The following is a 17,718-nucleotide window of genomic DNA, read 5'->3' as shown; positions in this document are numbered from 1 at the left end:
CAGGCTGGGCCTAACGGGCGCTGCGACTGAGAAGCACAAGCTCGGCGATGATGGCACCGCTAGCGAGGGTGATACCGCAGCCAATCAGTAGGAGACCGAGTGCGCCGAGCAAGAGTTCTGCCGGATACATGTCGAGGGTGGCGCCATCGTGGTCGTGGATCGCGTTGATCTGGCCGCTGAACACCGCGGCGCCACCGGCAATGAGTGCGAGGGCACCGAGATACGCAACGATGCGGCTCCCTCACCGTGTATGCGGTCAGCTTCTCTGATGCGACACCGCGCTGCGGAACGCGCACGGGCGGTGGTCCCCCCACTGGGATTCGAACCCAGACTGTGCCGATTTTAAGTCGGCTGCCTCTGCCGGTTGGGCTATGGGGGGCCGCACCTATGTTCCCACAGGTCGCGCGGCCCGCGTTCGGCTCCACAGCTCGGCGAGTAGGCTTGCCACGTGGTCTTTGCAAAGATTCTGCTCGTCGTCCTGCTGCTCGGCGCAGCCGCCGTCGCGCTGCTGATGCGCGTGCGCGTGTGGCGTGCCCGCCGCGCCGAGGCTCGCGCCAAGTGGCAGGCAGACGTGGATCGCGCGATCCGGGAGAGCTAGGACCCACACAGGCGCGCAGCGTGAAGGGCATACACTTCGGGTATGACTCTCGACCTCACCTCGGCCGAGACCGTGAACGCAGCGGCGAAGCAGCCGTGGCGGGATCCGGCTCGCTACTGGGGCGCACTGCACGCAGCCACTGTAGATTTGCCCGCGCCGCTCGTTGCGCTATCGCCCGCGGCTCTGCGCTGGAACGCTGACGAACTGCGGCGGCGGGCCGGCGGCCTCCCCGTTCGCGTTGCGAGCAAGTCGGTGCGGTCCCGCGCCGTGTTGGATGCGGTGCTTGCGTTGCCCGGCTTTCATGGGGTGCTTGCGTACACGCTCCCTGAAGCGCTCTGGCTTGCTGAGACGATCGACGATGTCGTGGTCGGATACCCGAGCGTGGATCGGGCAGCCATCGCGCGGCTCGCCGCGTCCCCGCAGCTTGCCGAGCGCGTCACCCTCATGATCGACAGCGCCGAGCAGCTCGACCTCATTGACGCGGTCGCCCCGCCCGCTGGGCGTGCCGAGATTCGCGTCTGCCTCGACTTCGATGCCTCCTGGCGCACTCGCGCGCTCGGCCACATTGGCGTGCGACGCTCGCCCGTGCGAGAGCCGGATCAGCTGAGTGCGCTTGCTGAGACTGTGGTTGGGCGCGCGGGTTTCGCCCTCGTTGGGGTGATGGCCTACGAAGCGCAGATCGCGGGCGTCGCCGACCGGCCGGGCGGCCGTGCGGAGGCCGCGCTGCTGCGCACAGTGCAGCGGGTGAGCGCGGCTGAGCTGGCCGAGCGGCGCGCAGCCGCCGTCGCCGCGGTGCGCGAGATCGCGCCGCTCGAGTTCGTGAACGGGGGAGGCACCGGCTCACTCGAGCGCACCGCCGCGGAACCCGCGGTGACCGAACTTGCCGCGGGGAGTGGCCTCTACGGGCCCCACCTCTTCGACCACTACTCGGCGTTCACGGTTGCGCCTGCGCTCGGCTTCGCGCTCGACGTCGTACGGAAGCCGACACCGGACCGCGCGACGCTGCTGGGCGGGGGATGGATCGCCTCCGGGCCCGCGGCGCCAGACCGCCTCCCGCTGCCCGTGTGGCCGGCGGGTCTCAGCTACGAGCCACGCGAGGGCGCCGGCGAGGTGCAGACTCCGGTGCGAGGTGCCGCCGCGGCGGGGCTCCGCGCGGGCGACCGCGTGTGGCTGCGGCACGCAAAAGCCGGCGAGCCGCTGGAACACGCGACTGAGCTCGTGCCGGTCACAGATGACGGACGCGCGGGGGAGCCGCTTGCGAGCTACCGCGGAGAGGGAAAGTGTTTCCTATGAGTCAGCCCACTCAGCAGATCTGGCGCAACTGGGCGCGCACGGAGAGTTCACTCCCCGCGTTGACCGTAGCGCCGCGCACTGCGGAACAGGTCGTCCGCGTTGTCGAGCGCGCCCGCGAGACCGGGCACACGGTAAAGCCCATCGGCGCCTCACACAGCTTCACTGCGATCGGGGCAACCGATGGGATCCGGATCGATATGGACCGGATGCGCGGCCTCGTGTCAGCGGACCCTGAGCGCGGTCGTGTCACGCTTCGGGGTGGCACGCGACTGTGGGAACTCCCGGCGATTCTGGGCCCGCTCGGCCTCGCGCTCCCCAACATGGGCGACATCGACCGGCAGTCGATTACCGGCGCAACGCAGACGGGAACGCACGGCACAGGCCTTGCGCTCGGAGGCATCTCGACCGGGATCGTGGGTCTGCGGCTGGTCACCGGCGCCGGGGAGGTGCTCGTGATCGATGAGACGAGCAACCCGGAGCTGCTCCCGGCGGCCGCGCTTGGGCTCGGCGCTCTCGGCGTCGTCACCGAGGTCACCCTGCAGTGCGTGCCGCGCTTCCTGCTCGAGGCGGAGGAGGCCCCCGCGCAACTCGACGAGGTGCTGGATACGTTCGTCGCGCGCTCGCGCGCCGCCGACCACTTCGAGTTTTTCTGGTTCCCGCACACGACCTCGGTGCGGACGAAGACGAACACGCGGCTGCCGCTCGCGCGCGGCACAGAACCGCTCGGCAGGGTGTCCCGTTTCGTCGACGAGGAGCTCGCGAACAACCTTGCGTTCGGAGCTTGCTGCGGGATCGGTGCGTTCGCGCCGCGGGCGACGCCGAGCATCAACCGGTTCGTTGAGACCGTGTCGAGCAGACGCCGCTACGTCGACGAGTCGCATCGCGTGTTCATCACGAACCGCCGCATTCGTTTCCGCGAGATGGAGTACTCGGTGCCGCTCGACGCGGTCCCCGAGGCGATCCGCGAGCTGCGGGCGATGATCGAGCGGAAGCGCTACACCGTGTCGTTTCCGATTGAAGTGCGCTCAGCCGCGGCCGACAATCTGCTGCTCTCCACTGCGCAGGGCAGGGAATCTGGCTACATCGCGGTGCATCGCTTCCATCGGGATCGCGACCTCGGCTATTTCCGCGACGCAGAGGAAATCCTCGCCGCACACTCGGGCCGCCCCCACTGGGGGAAGATGCATACCCGGGGCGCCGAGGAGCTGAGCGCGGTGTACCCCGAGTTTGCGCGCTTCCGCGGTGTACGCGACCGCCTCGATCCCGATCGAGTGTTCGCGAACCCGTATCTCACCCGCGTGCTCGGGGCCTGACGCAGGTGGATGTTCCACAGCAGTTTCCGGGGAATGCTGGATAGGATGCACACATGTCTGGTGGATTGATTGCCACGCTGATTGTCGTCGGCGTCCTCGTAATTCTTGGTGTGTATGTCTGGGCGACGTACAACTCGCTTGTGACGCTGCGCGTGCGCGTCGACGAGGCGTGGAGCGACATCACGGTGCAGCTGAAGCGCCGAGCTGATCTCATCCCCTCGCTCATCGAGACCGTGAAGGGCTACGCCGCCCACGAGAAGAGCGTGTTCGACTCGGTGACGCGCGCCCGCGCGGAGACAATCTCGGCCCAGGGGCCCGCCGAGGCATCCCAGGCAGAGAACCACATGCAGTCGGCGCTGAAGAGCATCTTCGCGGTCGCCGAGGCCTACCCGCAGCTCCAGGCGAGCCAGAACTTCCTGCAGTTGCAGAGCGAACTCGTGGACACAGAGAACAAGATTCAGGCCTCGCGCCGGTTCTTCAATGGCGGCGTGCGCGAGTACAACACCAAGATCCAGGTGTTCCCGAACACCATCTTCGCCCGGGGTATGGGCTTCACGGAACGGGAGTTCTTCGAGGTGACCGACGTCGCCGCGATCTCCGAGCCGCCCCGCATCCAGTTCTAGCCGGGGAGCGCCGTGTACCGCGCAGTACGCCGCAACAAGGTCAACAGCTTTCTGATCGTTCTGCTCTTTGTCGGGATCGTTGGCGGGCTCGGCTGGCTCGCAGGGTGGATCTACAATTCGCCCGGCATGGTCATTACGGTTGTGGCGATCTCGATCGGGTACGCCCTCTTCCAGTACTTCATGGCCGGTCGTCAGGCCATCTCGATGAGCGGTGCCCAGCAGATCACCGAGGCTGACAACCCCCGGCTCTACCGCATCGTCGAAAACCTCGCGATCACCACAGGCACGCCGATGCCCGAGGTATATATCGTGCAGGATCCCGCCCCGAACGCGTTCGCTACGGGCCGCGATCCCGAGCATGCGATGGTCGCCGCCACCACCGGACTCCTCGACATCATGACGGACGCGGAGCTCGAGGGCGTGATGGCGCACGAGCTCGGCCACGTCCGCAACTACGACATTCGTGTGTCGATGATTGTCTACGGCCTCGTCGTCGCCGTGGGCATGATTGCCGACATGCTCATGCGCATGGCGTTCTTTGGGCGAAACAACAACAACGGCAACCCGATCGTCATGGTGTTCGGGCTCGTTGCCATGCTGGTTGCCCCGCTTGTCGCGAGCCTCGTGCAGCTCGCGGTCTCGCGTCAGCGCGAGTACCTCGCCGACGCCACCGGTGCGCTCACCACGCGCCACCCGGAGGCGCTCGCGAGTGCGCTGCACAAGCTCTCCGAGTACGGTCGCCCGCTGCAGAAGCAGCAGTCGAGCATGGCTCATCTGTGGATCGCCGATCCGCTGAAGCCCGGCATGATGCAGCGCCTGTTTGCGACGCACCCCCCGATCCCGGACCGGATTCGCCGCCTGCTCGACATGGGCGATAAGTTCTAGCAGCCCCGCGCAAGAGACCGTGCACCCCGCCGGACGATGTCGCCCGGCGGGGATAGGGTAGAGGGAGCCGAAGGAGGTTCCCCGCACCGTGTCAAGCATGTTCCGATCGCTCTCCGTGCGTAACTATCGCATCTGGTTCGGGGGTGCGTTCGTATCGAACATCGGTGCCTGGATGCAGGCCACGACGCAGAACTGGGTCGTGCTGACCGAGCTCACCGACACGAACGCCGCGGCGGTCGGCACGACAATGGCGCTGCAGTTTGGCCCGCAGCTGCTGCTCGTGCCATTCAGCGGTGCCGTGGCGGACCGCTTCGACCGGCGCAAGGTGCTGCTCGTCACGCAGTCACTCCTCATGCTGCTCGCGTTTGGCCTCGGCACGATGCTCGTCCTCGATGCGGCGTCCATCTGGCACCTGTACGGCTTCGCGCTCGCGCTCGGTATCGTCAACGCATTCGACACCACATCGCGGCAGGCCTTCGTCTCCGATCTTGTTGAGTCAGATCAGCTCTCTAACGCCGTCGCGCTCAACTCGGCCTCGTTCAACTCCGCGCGGCTTGTGGGCCCCGCCGTTGCTGGCGTGCTCATCGCCGCGGTCGGCTCCGGGTGGGTGTTCATCATCAACGGTGTCTCGTTCGTGGCGGTGCTCGGCGCGCTGCTCATGATCACGACGCGGCGGGCGGCCCCGAGGAACACCGGACCGCGCGAATCACAGCTTCGACAACTCTCCGCGGGATTCCGCTACGTGCGGCAACGACACGACCTGCTCATCATCTTCCTGATCGTGTTCCTCGTGGGCGCCTTCAGTATGAACTTCCCGGTGATGTCCTCCACCATGGCAGTGGAGTTCGGCCGCGGCGCCGGCGACTACGGGCTCCTGTCGTCGATCCTCGCGATTGGCTCGCTCTCCGGGGCGCTCCTGTCCGCGCGGCGGCCCGAGGCTCGCATGCGCGTGGTGATTGTCTCGGTGGGCGGCATTGGCCTCGTGAGCCTCGTCGCAGCGTTGATGCCCTCGTTCTGGACGTTCGCGCTGACGCTCGTGTTCCTCGGCTTTGCGATATCCACGATGCTCACCACGGCGAACGGCTTCGTGCAAACGACCGCCGATCCCGCGGTGCGCGGACGCGTGCTTGCGCTCTACATGGCGATCCTCATGGGTGGCACGCCCATCGGTGCACCGCTCGTGGGCGCAGCGGCCGATGCCCTGGGCCCCCGATCCACCCTGGTGATTAGCGCGGTCGCGGCGTTTGTCGCGTTCGGCATTGGCATGGCGTGGCTCCTCACTGCCCGCGAACTCCGTTTCCACCGCGATGGGTGGAACTGGCGCGTCACACACGTTGGGCGCCCCGGTCTCGACGACGATCCGGCACGGCAGTCGGAGACGCTCACCGCGCCCATCTCCGTGCTGCGGCGCGACCCGGAGCCGCTGGGGGAGTCGGCGCCGCAGGAGGGGACGACTGGGGCGATCCCCATCGACCAGATCCCCAAGTCGGAGCGCCCCGAACCGCCCGAGGAATCGGAGGCGTCTGGCGACGAAACAGGCCCGCACACCGGACCGTTCCCGGCCCGCAGCTGACTCGCCGCGCGGGCCAACCGAGTGCCAGTGCTCACAGGTAGCCCCGGCATGCTTTGAGGGGTAGGCTGGACGAGTTCCCGGCGGCCTGTCCGCACCCTTTCCGACACAGGAGCTAGATACCCGGTGAGTGACTTCCTCTCCGCCCAGACTCGTACCGAAACGGACTCTCTCGGTAGCGTTGAGATCCCGGCGTCCGCATACTGGGGGGTGCACACGGCTCGTGCCCACGAGAACTTCCCGATCGCACGTCGCCCCATCTCGGTCTACCCCGACTTCATCCGTGCGTTCGCGTGCGTGAAGCAGGCCGCGGCGCGCGCCAACCTCGAGATCGGTGCGCTCGATGAGCAGCGCGCCACGCTGATCGATCGCGCCTGCGAAGAGATCAAGACCGGCATGCTCCACGACCAGTTCGTCGTTGGTGTCGTGCAGGGCGGCGCAGGCACCTCGAGCAACATGAACGCGAACGAGGTCATCACGAACCGCGCGCTCGAGCTCGCAGGTCACGCCAAGGGTGATTACTCGTACATCAACCCCAACGACCACACGAACCACAGCCAGTCGACGAACGACACCTACCCGACCGCAATCAAGATCGCGCTCGCGTTCTCGCTCGGCAGCCTGCTCGAGGAGCTGCGTCTGCTGTCGGAGTCTTTCGCTGCAAAGGGCCGCGAGTTCTCGCACATCATCAAGGTCGGCCGCACGCAGCTGCAGGACGCCGTTCCGATGACGCTGGGCCAGGAGTTCAACGCGTTCGCCGTGACCCTGCGCGAGGACATTGAGCGCCTCCAGGAGGCCGTCTCGCTGCTCGGCGAGGTCAACATGGGCGCCACGGCCATCGGCACGGGCATCAACGCGCCGAAGGGCTACAAGGAGTCCGTGATCCGCCACCTGCGCGAGATCACCGAGCTCAACCTGGTGACCGCGGGTGACCTCGTCGAGTCCACGAGTGACACCGGCGTGTTCGTCACCTTCTCGGGTGCGCTGAAGCGTTCGGCACTGAAGCTCTCGAAGATCTCGAACGATCTCCGCCTGCTCTCCTCGGGTCCGCAGGCGGGTCTCGGCGAGATCAACCTCCCCGCGCGCCAGGCCGGCTCGTCCATCATGCCCGGCAAGGTGAACCCTGTGATCCCCGAGGCCGTGTCGCAGGTCGCGTACTCGGTTGCCGGCGCTGACGTGACAGTGTCGATGGCGGTCGAGGCGGGCCAGCTGCAGCTGAACGCCTTCGAGCCGATCATCGCGCACTCGCTGTTCCAGTCGATCACGTGGCTCGAGCGCGCGTGCCAGACCCTGCGCGTCAACTGCGTGGACGGCATCACCGCGAACGAGGATCGCCTCGAGGACATGGTGGCACGTTCCGTGACCGTGATCACCGCGCTTGCGCCGGTGATCGGCTACGCTGAGGCCGCGAAGCTTGCGAAGGAGGCGCTCGCGACGAACGCGAAGGTCTCCGAGCTCGTCGTGTCCCGTGGGCTGCTCGACCAGGATGAGCTCGACGACATTCTGCAGCCGCAGAAGCTCGCCGGCCTCGCCCCCGAGACCGACGCGATCGACATTATCCCGGGCGCTCCGCAGAAGCTCGAGGACGACGCCGCAGAGTAGCGTCGAGCGCATACAAAAGGGGCGGTGGGAGAAAATCCCACCGCCCCTTTTGTATGCGCGGTGCCTGCGCCGAAACGCAGGAACCGCGCACGCGCGGCTGCTACGCGCGGACGCAGTGCGAGGTCAGCGTGCCCACGTTCTCGATGGTCACGGTGACCTCGGTGCCGGGCTTCAAGTACAGCGGCGGCTTCCGCGAGCGGCCCGCGCCGCCGGGGGAGCCAGTGGAAATGACGGTGCCCGGGAGCAGCGTCAGCGACTCCGAGATCGACGAGATGAGCTGTGCGACCGTGCGCACCATGAACTCAGTCGTGGAGTCCTGCACGCGCAGACCGTCCACATCGGTGGTGATCGCGAGCGCCTGCGGATCCGGAATCTCGTCAGCGGTCACCACGACCGGGCCCACCGGGGTGAACCCGTCGAAGGACTTGCAGCGTGACCACTGCGGCTCCTGGAACTGGATGTTGCGCGCGGTGATGTCGTTGATCGTTGTGTAGCCGAAGACGTAGTCGAGTGCTTCCTCGGGCGTCACGTTCTTGGCTGCACGACCGATGACGACGCCAAGCTCGCCCTCGTAGTCGACCTCTTCGCTGATCTCGACCGGGATCGGCACCTCGCCGAGGTGAGCGCCCAGGGAGTTCGGGAACAGTGAGAACAGCACGGGGCCGGAATCGTTGTCGAGGCTGAGCTCGCTCGCGTGCTCGTCGTAGTTCAGGCCGACGGCAAGCACGATCGGGGGAGTGATGATGGCGGGCGCGTACTGCGCCTCGCTGATCTCACGCCACTCGGTCGCGGGGAGCTGCACGGCGGCGGCGCGGATCTCGTCCACTCGCTCAGGCCCGGCTTCGATGAGCTGCTGCAGGGAGGCGTAGTCGCCACCGAGCGCGCGCACGGGAGCGAAGCGCTCCTCCTGCACGACAACGAGTTCGGGAGTGGAAGCGGGGGCCAAGACTAGGTGCGCGAATCTCACCTCTCTAGGGTATCTGAACCGGGGCACACGGTGGGGCGCGCTCCGCGCCCGGAGTGCGGTTGGGGTTCCCTCTGAGCGAACTCGGAGGCGCGACCTCTCCGGGATCGGGGAGAATGAGTGCATGACTGAAACACCGATGACGAAGCCGGAGATCGAATTCCCCGAGGGGCCCGCCCCCACGGAGCTGCAGATCGTAGACCTGGTGGAGGGCAGCGGCGACGAGGCGCTCGCAAGCTCCACCGTTGACGTGCACTACTTGGGTGTCGAGTTCGATTCGGGCGAGGAGTTCGACTCGTCGTGGGGTCGCGGCGAATCCATCAACTTCCCGCTGCGCGCCCTCATCCAGGGCTGGCAGGTCGGCATCCCCGGCATGAAGGTCGGCGGCCGTCGCAAGCTCATCGTGCCCCCGGCCCAGGCCTACGGCACCGCCGGTGGTCACCCGCTCGCGGGCAAGACCCTCATCTTCGTGATCGACCTCCTCGGCGTGAGCTAAGCGCTCCTCTTACTCACACGCGGGAGGTGTTCCCGCGTGAGCCACAGGCCCACCCGGTTTCTGGGTGGGCCTGTGCGCGTTGTGAGGCGTGTGCTCCGCCGCGCCGCAAGTGGTAGCGTTCTTATGTTCAGGAAACGCCCAGCTTGAGGGAATGGAGCAGCCTGTGGCAGAGGCCCAGCAGGAAACGAGTCAGCGGAGCACCGTGGAGCCGAAGGGCGGACTCGACCGCTTCTTCCACATCACGGAGCGCGGATCCACGATCGGTACGGAAATCCGCGGCGGTCTCGTGACCTTCGTGACGATGGCGTACATCGTGATCCTCAACCCGATCATCCTTTCGGGGAAGGAAGACATCGCGGGGAACGTCCTTGATTTCGGGCAGGTGAGCGCCGTCACCGCGCTCGCGGCCGGCATCATGACGATCCTCTTTGGTCTCGTCTCTCGCCTCCCCTTCGCGTTCGCAGCGGGGCTCGGGATCAACGCGTTCCTCGCGTTCTCCGTGGTGCAGGAGGTCACCTGGCCCGAGGCCATGGCCATCGTGGTCATCAACGGCGTGCTCATCGTGCTGCTCGCCGCCACCGGCCTGCGCCGCATGATCTTCGACGCGGTTCCCGTGCAGCTGAAGCTCGCGATCACCGTGGGCATCGGCTTCTTCATCGCATTCATCGGTTTCGTGAACTCCGGCTTCGTTGATGCGACCGGCCAGTCGTCGCCTCCCGTGGGCCTTGGCCCGTCGGGCGTTGGTTTCATCGCCACCATTCCCACTCTGATCTTCGTGATCACCCTCGTGCTCACGGGCGTGCTCGTTGCGAAGAAGGTCAAGGGCGGCATCCTCATCGGTCTCGTGAGCGGCACGGTCATCGCCGTGATCGTCGAGGCGATCTGGAAGATTGGTCCGAAGTTTGGCGCCGACGGCAGCGTCAACCCCGGCGGCTGGAGCCTCACCGAGCCCGTCCTCGGTGCAAACCCGTTTGCGGTTCCCGACCTGAGCCTCGTCGGAGCTGTCAGCTTCGACTTCGGCAAGGTTGGTTTCGTGACCGTCGTGATGCTCGTCTTCACGCTGCTCTTCACGAATTTCTTCGATGCGATGGGCACCATGACCGGCCTGTCCCGCGAGGCTGGCCTCGCGGACGAGAAGGGCAACTTCCCCCGCATCAAGTCGGCGCTCGTTGTCGAAGGCATCGGCGCGGTCGTGGGCGGCGGCACCTCCTCGTCCTCCACCACGGTGTTCATCGAGTCGGGCGCGGGCATCGGTGAGGGTGCACGCACCGGCCTCGCAAACGTCGTGACCGGCCTGGTCTTCCTGCTGGCGATGTTCTTCACGCCGCTCACGGAGATCGTGCCGACCGAGGTTGCGGCTGCCGCCCTCGTCATCGTCGGCGCGATGATGATGTCGCAGATCTCGAACATCGATCTGAGTGACTTCCGCGTGCTGCTGCCCGTCTTCCTGACGGCAGCCGTCATGCCGCTCAGCTACTCGATCGCAAACGGTATCGGCGCGGGCTTCGTGTCGTGGGTGCTCGTGCACGCACTCACGGGCAAGGCCAAGCAGGTGCACTGGCTGCTGTGGATTGTGTCCGCAGGCTTCGTGATCTTCTTTGCTCGTGGCCCCATCGAGGCGCTGCTCGGCGTCGCGTAGTACGGCGCGCACAATGCAGAAGGGCCCCGGGGTGATCCCCGGGGCCCTTCTGTGCTTTGGCGTCTCTGCGCGCTAGTTGCCGAGTACCTTCTGGAACGCCTGGGTGTAGCGGTTGTCTTCCTCCGCGGTGAGCGAGCGCATGTCAAAGATTCGCTTGGACATCTCCTCGTCGGGGAAGATGAGCGGGTTCTCAGCGAGCTCCGGGTTCAATTTCGCCATCTCCTCCTGCGCGCCGGCCACTGGGCAGACGTACTGCACATATTCGGCAACCTGAGCTGCGACCTCGGGCTCGTAGTAGTAGTCGACGAGCTCGTGGGCCTGCTCGAACGCCTGCGTGGCCTTCGGCATCGAGAAGGAGTCGATGAAGACGGACGCGCCCGACTCGGGCACGACGAACTTCCAGATCTCCTCGCCGGCCTCCTCGTTGAGGATGGCGATGTCACCGGACCAGCACATGCCAGCCCACACATTGCCCTGTTCCAGATCCTGCGTGTATGAGTTTCCTTTCACCGTCGACACCTGGCCACTGTCGATGTGCTTCTTCGCGACCGCAAGTGCGGCCTCGAACTCGGGGTCACCCCAATTGCCCTCGATGTCTACACCCTGCTCGAGCATGATGAGGGCGAGCGTGTCATCCTGTTCGGTGAGGAGGTTGACCTTGCCCTTGAGTTCGGGGGCCCACAGATCGGAGACCTCCCGCACGCCCTTGGGGTAGAGCTGGGTGTTGTAGACGAGGCCGGTCATGCCCGCCTGGTAGGGAACCGACCAGACTCGATCGGGATCGAAACTTGCGTGCTTCACCATGTCGATCATGTTGGCGTCGACGTTCGGCATGAGCGAGCGATCGAACTCGAGAAGTTGATCCTGCTCGACCAGGCGCACGGTGGTCGTGTCCGACGGCACGATGAGGTCGTACCCCGTATCCTGCTCGAGCTTCAGTTGGTCCTTGATCTTCGCGATGAAGGTCTTGTTGTCGTCGATGTCCTCGTAGTACTCGACGTTGATGTTCGTGCGCTCCATGAACTCGTTCAGGGACGGCCAATCGCCCGTGTTCTCGTCGTAGTCGAGGTAGTAGGTCCAGTTGGCCCAGCGCAGCGTGCCGCCGGAACCGTCGCCCGGGCCGCTCTGACCCGAGCATGCGGCGAGGGACCCCGCCCCAATCATGGCCGCGCCGAATGCGGAACCGCGCAGCAGCTGCCTCCGGCTGAGCTGAGCGGCGCGTGCGCGGCGGACAAGTTCCTGGACGACGGGATCGGACGTCGAGTGGGACATGTTTCCTCCTTTGGAAACAGGCAGCGGAAAGGTGTGCTGGCCCCATCCTCACACATCTGGTGCGGGAACGTAAATGCTCGTGTCAGGATCGTTGACGAACGGAGTGTCGACGCGCCACCCCGGCGTCGAGTGGCCTACGCTTCGGCCGCGCCGAGCACCACGTCGCGCAGCTCGTGGACGAGTTCGGGCGCGGCCGCGAAGAGCAGCGGCTCTCCGGGCGGCGTCGCGTCATCGCGGCCGATCAGCGAGGCGCCGGCCTCGCGCGCGATAAGCGCGGCGGCTGCATAGTCCCAGGGCTGCAGGCCGCGCTCGAAGAATGCGTCGAGCCTCCCCGCCGCGAAGGAGCACAGATCGTAGGCTGCGGAGCCGAGGCGGCGAATGTCGCGTGCTCGGGGGAGGAGCCGGGACACCATCGCGGCCTGCTCGATGCGGCGCTCAACGGTGTAGCCGAATCCCGTGCCCACGAGCGAGGTGGCGAGTTCAGTGTTGCCGGAAATCGAGATTTCCTTCCCATTGAGGCGCGCGCCGCCGCCCTCGTGGGCCTCGAACAGCTCGTCGAGCCGCGGCGCGTACACGGCCCCGGCAATACCGCGACGGCCATCTGCCATCGCCGTGGGGTCCGCGACCGTCGCCGCAATGCTCACCGCGTACACGGGCAGATCGTAGAGGTAGTTCACGGTGCCATCGATGGGGTCGACAACCCAGGTGATGCCCGACGTGCCCTCCACACCAGCGCCCTCCTCGCCCAAGATTCCGTCGTCCGGGCGCGCAGCGCGCAGCGCCCGGACGACCAGCTCCTCGGCCTCGCGGTCCGCGGCGGTGACGACGTCGGTGATGCTCGACTTGCTTGCCGCGACGTCCACGCCCGCCGCACGCAGTTCCTGGATGCGCCGGCCCGTGTCCACGGCGATGCGCGCTGCGATCGCGCTGAGCTCTGCGGCGGAAACAGTGGGGGCCTGCGCATCAGTCATACCTTGAGCCTACCGCCGTGCCGTGGCGGCGGGGAGGCTCGGCGCGACGTCGAGCGCGTAGGCGTCTTCTCCGTGGGCGGTGGCATCGATCCCAAGCTGTTCCATGCGAGGTGGCACCCGCAGTCCAGTCAGCGCCCGGACCGCGCCCGCGATCGCGAGGGACACGACGAAGGAGTAGAGCATGACGCCGAGCACCGAGATGGTCTGCACGAGAAGGAGGCCGGCGTCGCCACCCACGAGGAGGCCGCGCCCTTCACTCGCGAAGAACCCGAGGTAGAGCGTGCCGAGCACTCCCGCAACGAGGTGGAGGCCCACGACATCGAGCGAGTCATCGAAGCCCAGTCGGTACTTCCAGTCGATTGCGAGCGCGCAGATTGCCCCGGCGAGGAGCCCGAGCAGCAGCGCCCAGAGCGGCGCGAGATCGGCGCAGGCTGGGGTAATCGCGACGAGGCCCGCCACGGCGCCCGAGGTGGCACCGACAACCGAGGGCTTCTTGCCGCGCAGTCGGTCCGTTGCAAGCCAGCCCAGGATCGCCGCCGCCGGCGCCCCAATCGTGTTCACGAGGATGAGGCCGGCCGTGCCCGGCGTGTCTGCGGCGCCCGCGTTGAAGCCAATCCAGCCGAACCAGAGGAGCGCCGCGCCGATCGTTACGAGCGGCAGGCTGTGCGGGCGGTGCGAGCCCGGGGCGAAGCCGGTGCGCTTGCCGGCGACGAGCGCGAGGGCGAGCGCTGCGGCCCCCGCGTTGATGTGCACCGCGGTGCCGCCCGCCCAGTCGATGACCTCCGGGGTGCCGAGCGCGGTACCGAGGTTCTGGATCCAGCCCCCGCCCCACACCCACGCCGCGACGGGGAAGTACACGAGTGTTGCCCACAGGCCAGCGAAGATCACCCAGGAGCCGAGGCCGACCCGATCAGCGATCGCCCCCGAGATGAGGGCCGTGGCGATCATTGCAAACGTGGATCCGAAGCCGAGGCCGATGAACTCGGCCGGATCGGTGTGAAGCAGCCCGAGGTCAGCCGCGGGGTTTCCAGCCCAGCCGCCCTCGCCCGCGGCAAAGCTGCTCATCCCGTAGCCAACGAGGATCCAGAGCACGCCGACGACTCCCATCGCGCTGATGCTGAAGAGCATCATGTTGACCACCGAGCGGACCCGCACGAGGCCCCCGTAGAACAGCGCGAGGCCGGGGGTCATGACGAGCACGAGGGCTGAGCTGGCAAGCACCCAGACGTCGTGCGGAGTGAGCTGTTCCATGCGGCACCACCTTCCCCCGGGGCGGGCCCGGGAATCTGTTGTGGCACCAGTGTGCGGGCGCGCCGTTTCGCGAGGGTTCCCGCGCGATCTCAGTTCGGGGTCGAGTGCGTCACGGTCGTGTTTCGTGGGGGAGCGCGGGGTGCTAAGATGTACAGGTTGCCGTTTAACGGCCGCGGATAAAGAGAGCCCCAGCATCCCGCTGACGGCGCCGCGCAGCAACAGGAAGGGGATCCCTATGGCACTGGAAGCAGACGTCAAGAAGGCGATCATCGACGAGTACGCAACCAAGCCCGGCGACACCGGTTCCCCCGAGGTGCAGGTTGCTATGCTCACGCAGCGTATCAAGGACCTGACCGAGCACCTCAAGGAGCACAAGCACGACCACCACTCGCGTCGTGGCCTCCTGCTGCTCGTAGGTCAGCGCCGTCGCCTGCTGAGCTACCTCCAGAACGTGGACATCACGCGCTACCGTTCGCTCATCGAGCGTCTCGGCCTGCGCCGATAGTTTGCGGCTGATCGTCAGCTGACTTTCTGCGAAGCGCCCGTCACCCCTGTGGTGGCGGGCGCTTCCGCGTTCCCGGGGCTCGGTGCGGGGGTGCTGAGCTGAGCTGAGCTGAGCTGAGCTGAGCTGAGCTGCGGCGCGCTCTGTCCCCAGCGGCGCCCAGCCGGATCGATCGGGATCAGAGACGCCGAGCTGTGCCGCGGTACAGCGCCACCGGCTGGAGCTCGCTGAGGCGGACATCGTCACCGTGGCAGGCGTGAAGTGCACCGGCCTGCTCCGAACACTCATCGATGTCGGACGGACCGCGAGTGACGAGCAAGCCGCAGTGGTGCTGGACGCGGGGTCGCGGCTGAACAACAAGTTTGGCAGGGCGACCGAGACAAAGGTTTGGCGAACCGAGGTGCTGCAGCACCTTGAGTGGCTGCCACCCGGACCGGGATGGCCGCGAGCGCTCGGCGAGAGGCTCGCGGCCTTCGGACTGCACCCGGCAGCTACCTGCGCGTGCGACACGGGCGGGCCACAACGGGAACGGCCCCCTCGCCGAAGCGAGGGGGCCGTTCTGGCAGTCCGTGAAGAACTTAGATCTTCGAGGACGCGTCCTTCAGGACGCTGCGCAGGATGCCGCCGATCTCTGCGAACTCAGCCGGACCAATGGTCAGCGGCGGAGCGAGCTGGATGACGGGGTCTCCACGGTCGTCGGCGCGGCAGTACAGGCCGGCGTCCCACAGCGCGGGGGAGAGGTAGTCGCGGAGCAGTCGGTTCGACTCCTCCTCGTTGAAGGTCTCCTTGGTCGCCTTGTCCTTGACAAGCTCGATGCCGAAGAAGTATCCCTCGCCACGCACGTCACCGACGATGTCGATGTCGAGCAGCTTCTCGAGCTCGGCGCGGAACAGCGGGCTGTTCTCGCGCACGCGGCCGTTGAGGTCCTCTTCCTCGAAGATGTCGAGGTTCTCGAGGGCCGCAGCAGCTGCCGCCGGGTGACCAGCGAAGGTGAAGCCGTGGTAGAAGGTGTTGTCCTCCGAGTTGAAGGGCTCCGACACCTTGTCCGAGACGATCATGGCACCGAGGGGGACGTAGCCCGAGGTGATGCCCTTCGCCGAGGTGATGATGTCGGGCTCGTAGCCGAGCGCCTTCGAGGCGAAGAAGTCGCCCACGCGGCCGTAGGCACAGATGACCTCGTCCGAAACGAGCAGCACGTCGTACTGGTCGCAGATCTCGCGCACGCGCTTGAAGTATCCGGGGGGCGGCGGGAAGCAGCCACCGGAGTTCTGCACGGGCTCAAGGAAGACAGCAGCAACGGTCTCGGGGCCCTCGAAGAGGATCGCCTCCTCGATGCGGTTTGCTGCCCACTGGCCGAATGCCTCGAGGTCGTTGGACGGAGCGCCCATCTCCTCAGCACGGTAGAAGTTCGTGTTGGGCACGCGGTGACCACCGGGGGTCAGCGGCTCGTAGAACTTCTTCATGTCGGGGATACCGGTGATCGCCAGGGCGCCCTGCGGGGTGCCGTGGTAGGCAACCGAACGCGAGATGACCTTGTGCTTCATCGGCTGGCCCTTGATCTTCCAGAAGTGCTTCGCCAGCTTGAATGCCGACTCCACAGCCTCGCCACCACCGGTGGTGAAGAAGACCTTGTTCATCTCGCCGGGAGCGTACGAAGCGAGACGCTCCGAGAGCTCGATGGCTGCCGGGTGGCCGTAGGACCAGATCGGCATGAAGTCGAGCTGCTTCATCTGCTTGGCTGCTGCCTGAACGATGCGATCGCGGCCGTGGCCAGCGTTCACAACGAAGAGACCTGCAAGGCCGTCGATGTACTCCTTGCCAGCAGCATCGTAGATGTGGTGGCCCTCGGCGCGCGTGATGACGGGGATGCCGTCGTTCAGCACCTTGCGGTTCGTGAAGTGCGGCCACATGTGGCGCTTGGCCGAAGCCTGGAGCGCCGCGGTGTCAACCGCCGCAGTGGGATCGAATGACATGGTTATCTTGTTCCCCAATCGTATTTCTGTTTGGTGAGTTGGAGGTATACAAACGTCTCCGTCGCCGCGACGCCTTCGACCGCACGAATCTTCTCGTTGAGAAGCTCGATGAGTCCGTCGTCATCCTCACACACCACCTCGACGATAATGTCGAAGGAGCCTGCGCTGAGCACGACGTAGCTGATCTCGGGGATGGCGGAGAGCTGATCAGCGACGACACGGGTGTCGCCGGAGACCCGGATACCGAGCATTGCCTGGCGGGTAAAGCCGAGGCGCATGGGATCGGTCACTGCAACGATCTGCATGACCCCGGTATCCGTGAGTTTTTGCACGCGCTGACGCACGGCGGCCTCACTGAGGCCGACCGCTTTCCCGATCTCCGCGTACGAGCGGCGGCCATCGCGCTGAAGTTGCTCGATGATCGCCTTCGACGTTGGGTCGAGAGCCTGCGACGTGCGTTTGCTGCTCACGTTACTGATTCTTGCAGTGAGAACCTGAAAAAGCAAAGGAATCCGAAGATAACGGAGACGATTTCTGTTGATTTCGCCCTTTTAGGCGAGGAGCGGGCGCGCGCGATGGGTGCACAACGGCGCGGGATCGCCGCACTGCCGAGCATAACCCTGGGCCCCGCGCGCTTCCACCTTTTTCCCTGGTCCGTTCGGTGAACTTGCAGCTCTGCTCCGCAGCCGAACCACGCCAATTGCGGGCGTACCCGGGCCAGCGATTCGTGCTCTTCATTTCGCACAAAATGTAACCGTTTCATGAA

17 protein-coding genes and 1 tRNA gene are annotated in these 17,718 nt (G+C 66.2%); 10 read left to right on the top strand and 8 right to left on the bottom strand.

Annotated elements, in window-relative coordinates; all coding sequences use genetic code 11:
- Positions 1–10 precede the first annotated feature (10 nt).
- Both ACR81A_RS10705 and ACR81A_RS10700 read right to left on the bottom strand, forming a co-directional pair.
- Positions 11–184 carry a hypothetical protein gene (locus ACR81A_RS10705; RefSeq protein ID WP_440311789.1) on the bottom strand — a complete coding sequence of 58 codons (174 nt, stop codon included), beginning with the start codon at positions 182–184 and terminating at the stop codon, positions 11–13.
- Between the two features lie 118 nt (positions 185–302).
- A tRNA-Leu gene (locus tag ACR81A_RS10700) sits at positions 303–379 on the bottom strand.
- Positions 380–448: 69 nt separating this feature from the next.
- Between ACR81A_RS10700 and ACR81A_RS10695 the strand changes: the two genes are divergently transcribed.
- The 7 genes from ACR81A_RS10695 to ACR81A_RS10665 all read left to right on the top strand — a co-directional run bounded on the left by ACR81A_RS10695 (position 449) and on the right by ACR81A_RS10665 (position 7,884).
- A complete protein-coding gene (locus ACR81A_RS10695) occupies positions 449–598 on the top strand; it encodes a hypothetical protein (RefSeq protein WP_440311788.1) in 150 nt (49 codons plus the stop codon).
- A 42-nt stretch (positions 599–640) separates the two neighbouring features.
- Positions 641–1,891 (top strand): alanine racemase, encoded by a 1,251-nt coding sequence (locus ACR81A_RS10690; RefSeq protein WP_440311787.1) that lies wholly within the window; start codon positions 641–643, stop codon positions 1,889–1,891.
- On the top strand, positions 1,888–3,204 hold the full coding sequence (locus tag ACR81A_RS10685) for a D-arabinono-1,4-lactone oxidase (RefSeq protein ID WP_440311786.1): 1,317 nt from the start codon (positions 1,888–1,890) through the stop codon (positions 3,202–3,204). Before ACR81A_RS10690 ends, ACR81A_RS10685 begins: the two co-directional genes overlap by 4 nt.
- Positions 3,205–3,257: 53 nt before the next feature.
- Positions 3,258–3,827 carry a LemA family protein gene (locus ACR81A_RS10680; RefSeq protein WP_025134166.1) on the top strand — a complete coding sequence of 190 codons (570 nt, stop codon included), beginning with the start codon at positions 3,258–3,260 and terminating at the stop codon, positions 3,825–3,827.
- Positions 3,828–3,839: 12 nt separating this feature from the next.
- Positions 3,840–4,712, top strand: coding sequence for a M48 family metalloprotease (locus tag ACR81A_RS10675; RefSeq protein WP_202381125.1), 873 nt, complete (start codon positions 3,840–3,842; stop codon positions 4,710–4,712).
- Between the two features lie 97 nt (positions 4,713–4,809).
- Positions 4,810–6,285, top strand: coding sequence for an MFS transporter (locus ACR81A_RS10670; RefSeq protein WP_440311785.1), 1,476 nt, complete (start codon positions 4,810–4,812; stop codon positions 6,283–6,285).
- Between the two features lie 123 nt (positions 6,286–6,408).
- Positions 6,409–7,884, top strand: a complete 1,476-nt coding sequence (locus ACR81A_RS10665) for an aspartate ammonia-lyase (RefSeq protein ID WP_202381127.1) — start codon at positions 6,409–6,411, stop codon at positions 7,882–7,884.
- A 100-nt stretch (positions 7,885–7,984) separates the two neighbouring features.
- On the opposite strand, the gene ACR81A_RS10660 is transcribed toward ACR81A_RS10665, so the two are convergent.
- Complete coding sequence (locus ACR81A_RS10660; protein WP_440311784.1) at positions 7,985–8,851, bottom strand: fumarylacetoacetate hydrolase family protein; 867 nt, start codon at positions 8,849–8,851, stop codon at positions 7,985–7,987.
- A 121-nt stretch (positions 8,852–8,972) separates the two neighbouring features.
- Between ACR81A_RS10660 and ACR81A_RS10655 the strand changes: the two genes are divergently transcribed.
- Positions 8,973–9,344, top strand: a complete 372-nt coding sequence (locus ACR81A_RS10655) for an FKBP-type peptidyl-prolyl cis-trans isomerase (protein ID WP_202381129.1) — start codon at positions 8,973–8,975, stop codon at positions 9,342–9,344.
- A gap of 151 nt (positions 9,345–9,495) precedes the next feature.
- A complete protein-coding gene (locus ACR81A_RS10650; RefSeq protein WP_202381130.1) occupies positions 9,496–10,983 on the top strand; it encodes an NCS2 family permease in 1,488 nt (495 codons plus the stop codon).
- A gap of 72 nt (positions 10,984–11,055) precedes the next feature.
- On the opposite strand, the gene ACR81A_RS10645 is transcribed toward ACR81A_RS10650, so the two are convergent.
- The 3 genes from ACR81A_RS10645 to ACR81A_RS10635 form a co-directional block, all read right to left on the bottom strand.
- Positions 11,056–12,255 (bottom strand): ABC transporter substrate-binding protein, encoded by a 1,200-nt coding sequence (locus ACR81A_RS10645; protein ID WP_440311783.1) that lies wholly within the window; start codon positions 12,253–12,255, stop codon positions 11,056–11,058.
- Between the two features lie 134 nt (positions 12,256–12,389).
- Positions 12,390–13,226, bottom strand: a complete 837-nt coding sequence (locus ACR81A_RS10640; protein ID WP_202381132.1) for an inositol monophosphatase family protein — start codon at positions 13,224–13,226, stop codon at positions 12,390–12,392.
- A gap of 9 nt (positions 13,227–13,235) precedes the next feature.
- On the bottom strand, positions 13,236–14,477 hold the full coding sequence (locus tag ACR81A_RS10635; RefSeq protein WP_202381133.1) for an ammonium transporter: 1,242 nt from the start codon (positions 14,475–14,477) through the stop codon (positions 13,236–13,238).
- 235 nt (positions 14,478–14,712) lie between these two features.
- Here ACR81A_RS10635 and rpsO point away from each other — a divergent pair, with 235 nt between their 5' ends.
- Positions 14,713–14,982, top strand: coding sequence for a 30S ribosomal protein S15 (rpsO, locus tag ACR81A_RS10630; RefSeq protein WP_202381134.1), 270 nt, complete (start codon positions 14,713–14,715; stop codon positions 14,980–14,982).
- 575 nt (positions 14,983–15,557) lie between these two features.
- Here rpsO and ACR81A_RS10625 read toward each other — a convergent pair.
- Positions 15,558–16,952, bottom strand: coding sequence for an aspartate aminotransferase family protein (locus ACR81A_RS10625; protein WP_202381135.1), 1,395 nt, complete (start codon positions 16,950–16,952; stop codon positions 15,558–15,560).
- 2 nt (positions 16,953–16,954) lie between these two features.
- A complete protein-coding gene (locus tag ACR81A_RS10620) occupies positions 16,955–17,422 on the bottom strand; it encodes an AsnC family transcriptional regulator (RefSeq protein ID WP_202381136.1) in 468 nt (155 codons plus the stop codon).
- Positions 17,423–17,718: the final 296 nt, after the last annotated feature.

It is taken from the genome of Leucobacter chromiireducens (genome assembly GCF_051993095.1).
In the GTDB taxonomy this organism is placed as follows: Bacteria; Actinomycetota; Actinomycetes; order Actinomycetales; family Microbacteriaceae; genus Leucobacter; species Leucobacter chromiireducens.
This window is presented reverse-complemented; position numbering and strand designations above follow the sequence as displayed.

What these genes read in the sequence shown, in the direction of transcription:
- rpsO (WP_202381134.1), top strand. Translation starts at nt 14,713, where the DNA reads ATGGCACTGGAAGCAGACGTCAAGAAGGCGATCATCGACGAGTACGCA.
- ACR81A_RS10650 (WP_202381130.1), top strand. Translation starts at nt 9,496, where the DNA reads ATGGAGCAGCCTGTGGCAGAGGCCCAGCAGGAAACGAGTCAGCGGAGC.
- ACR81A_RS10690 (WP_440311787.1), top strand. Translation starts at nt 641, where the DNA reads ATGACTCTCGACCTCACCTCGGCCGAGACCGTGAACGCAGCGGCGAAG.
- ACR81A_RS10670 (WP_440311785.1), top strand. Translation starts at nt 4,810, where the DNA reads ATGTTCCGATCGCTCTCCGTGCGTAACTATCGCATCTGGTTCGGGGGT.
- ACR81A_RS10640 (WP_202381132.1), bottom strand. Translation starts at nt 13,226, where the DNA reads ATGACTGATGCGCAGGCCCCCACTGTTTCCGCCGCAGAGCTCAGCGCG.
- ACR81A_RS10685 (WP_440311786.1), top strand. Translation starts at nt 1,888, where the DNA reads ATGAGTCAGCCCACTCAGCAGATCTGGCGCAACTGGGCGCGCACGGAG.
- ACR81A_RS10655 (WP_202381129.1), top strand. Translation starts at nt 8,973, where the DNA reads ATGACTGAAACACCGATGACGAAGCCGGAGATCGAATTCCCCGAGGGG.
- ACR81A_RS10680 (WP_025134166.1), top strand. Translation starts at nt 3,258, where the DNA reads ATGTCTGGTGGATTGATTGCCACGCTGATTGTCGTCGGCGTCCTCGTA.
- ACR81A_RS10625 (WP_202381135.1), bottom strand. Translation starts at nt 16,952, where the DNA reads ATGTCATTCGATCCCACTGCGGCGGTTGACACCGCGGCGCTCCAGGCT.
- ACR81A_RS10635 (WP_202381133.1), bottom strand. Translation starts at nt 14,477, where the DNA reads ATGGAACAGCTCACTCCGCACGACGTCTGGGTGCTTGCCAGCTCAGCC.
- ACR81A_RS10645 (WP_440311783.1), bottom strand. Translation starts at nt 12,255, where the DNA reads ATGTCCCACTCGACGTCCGATCCCGTCGTCCAGGAACTTGTCCGCCGC.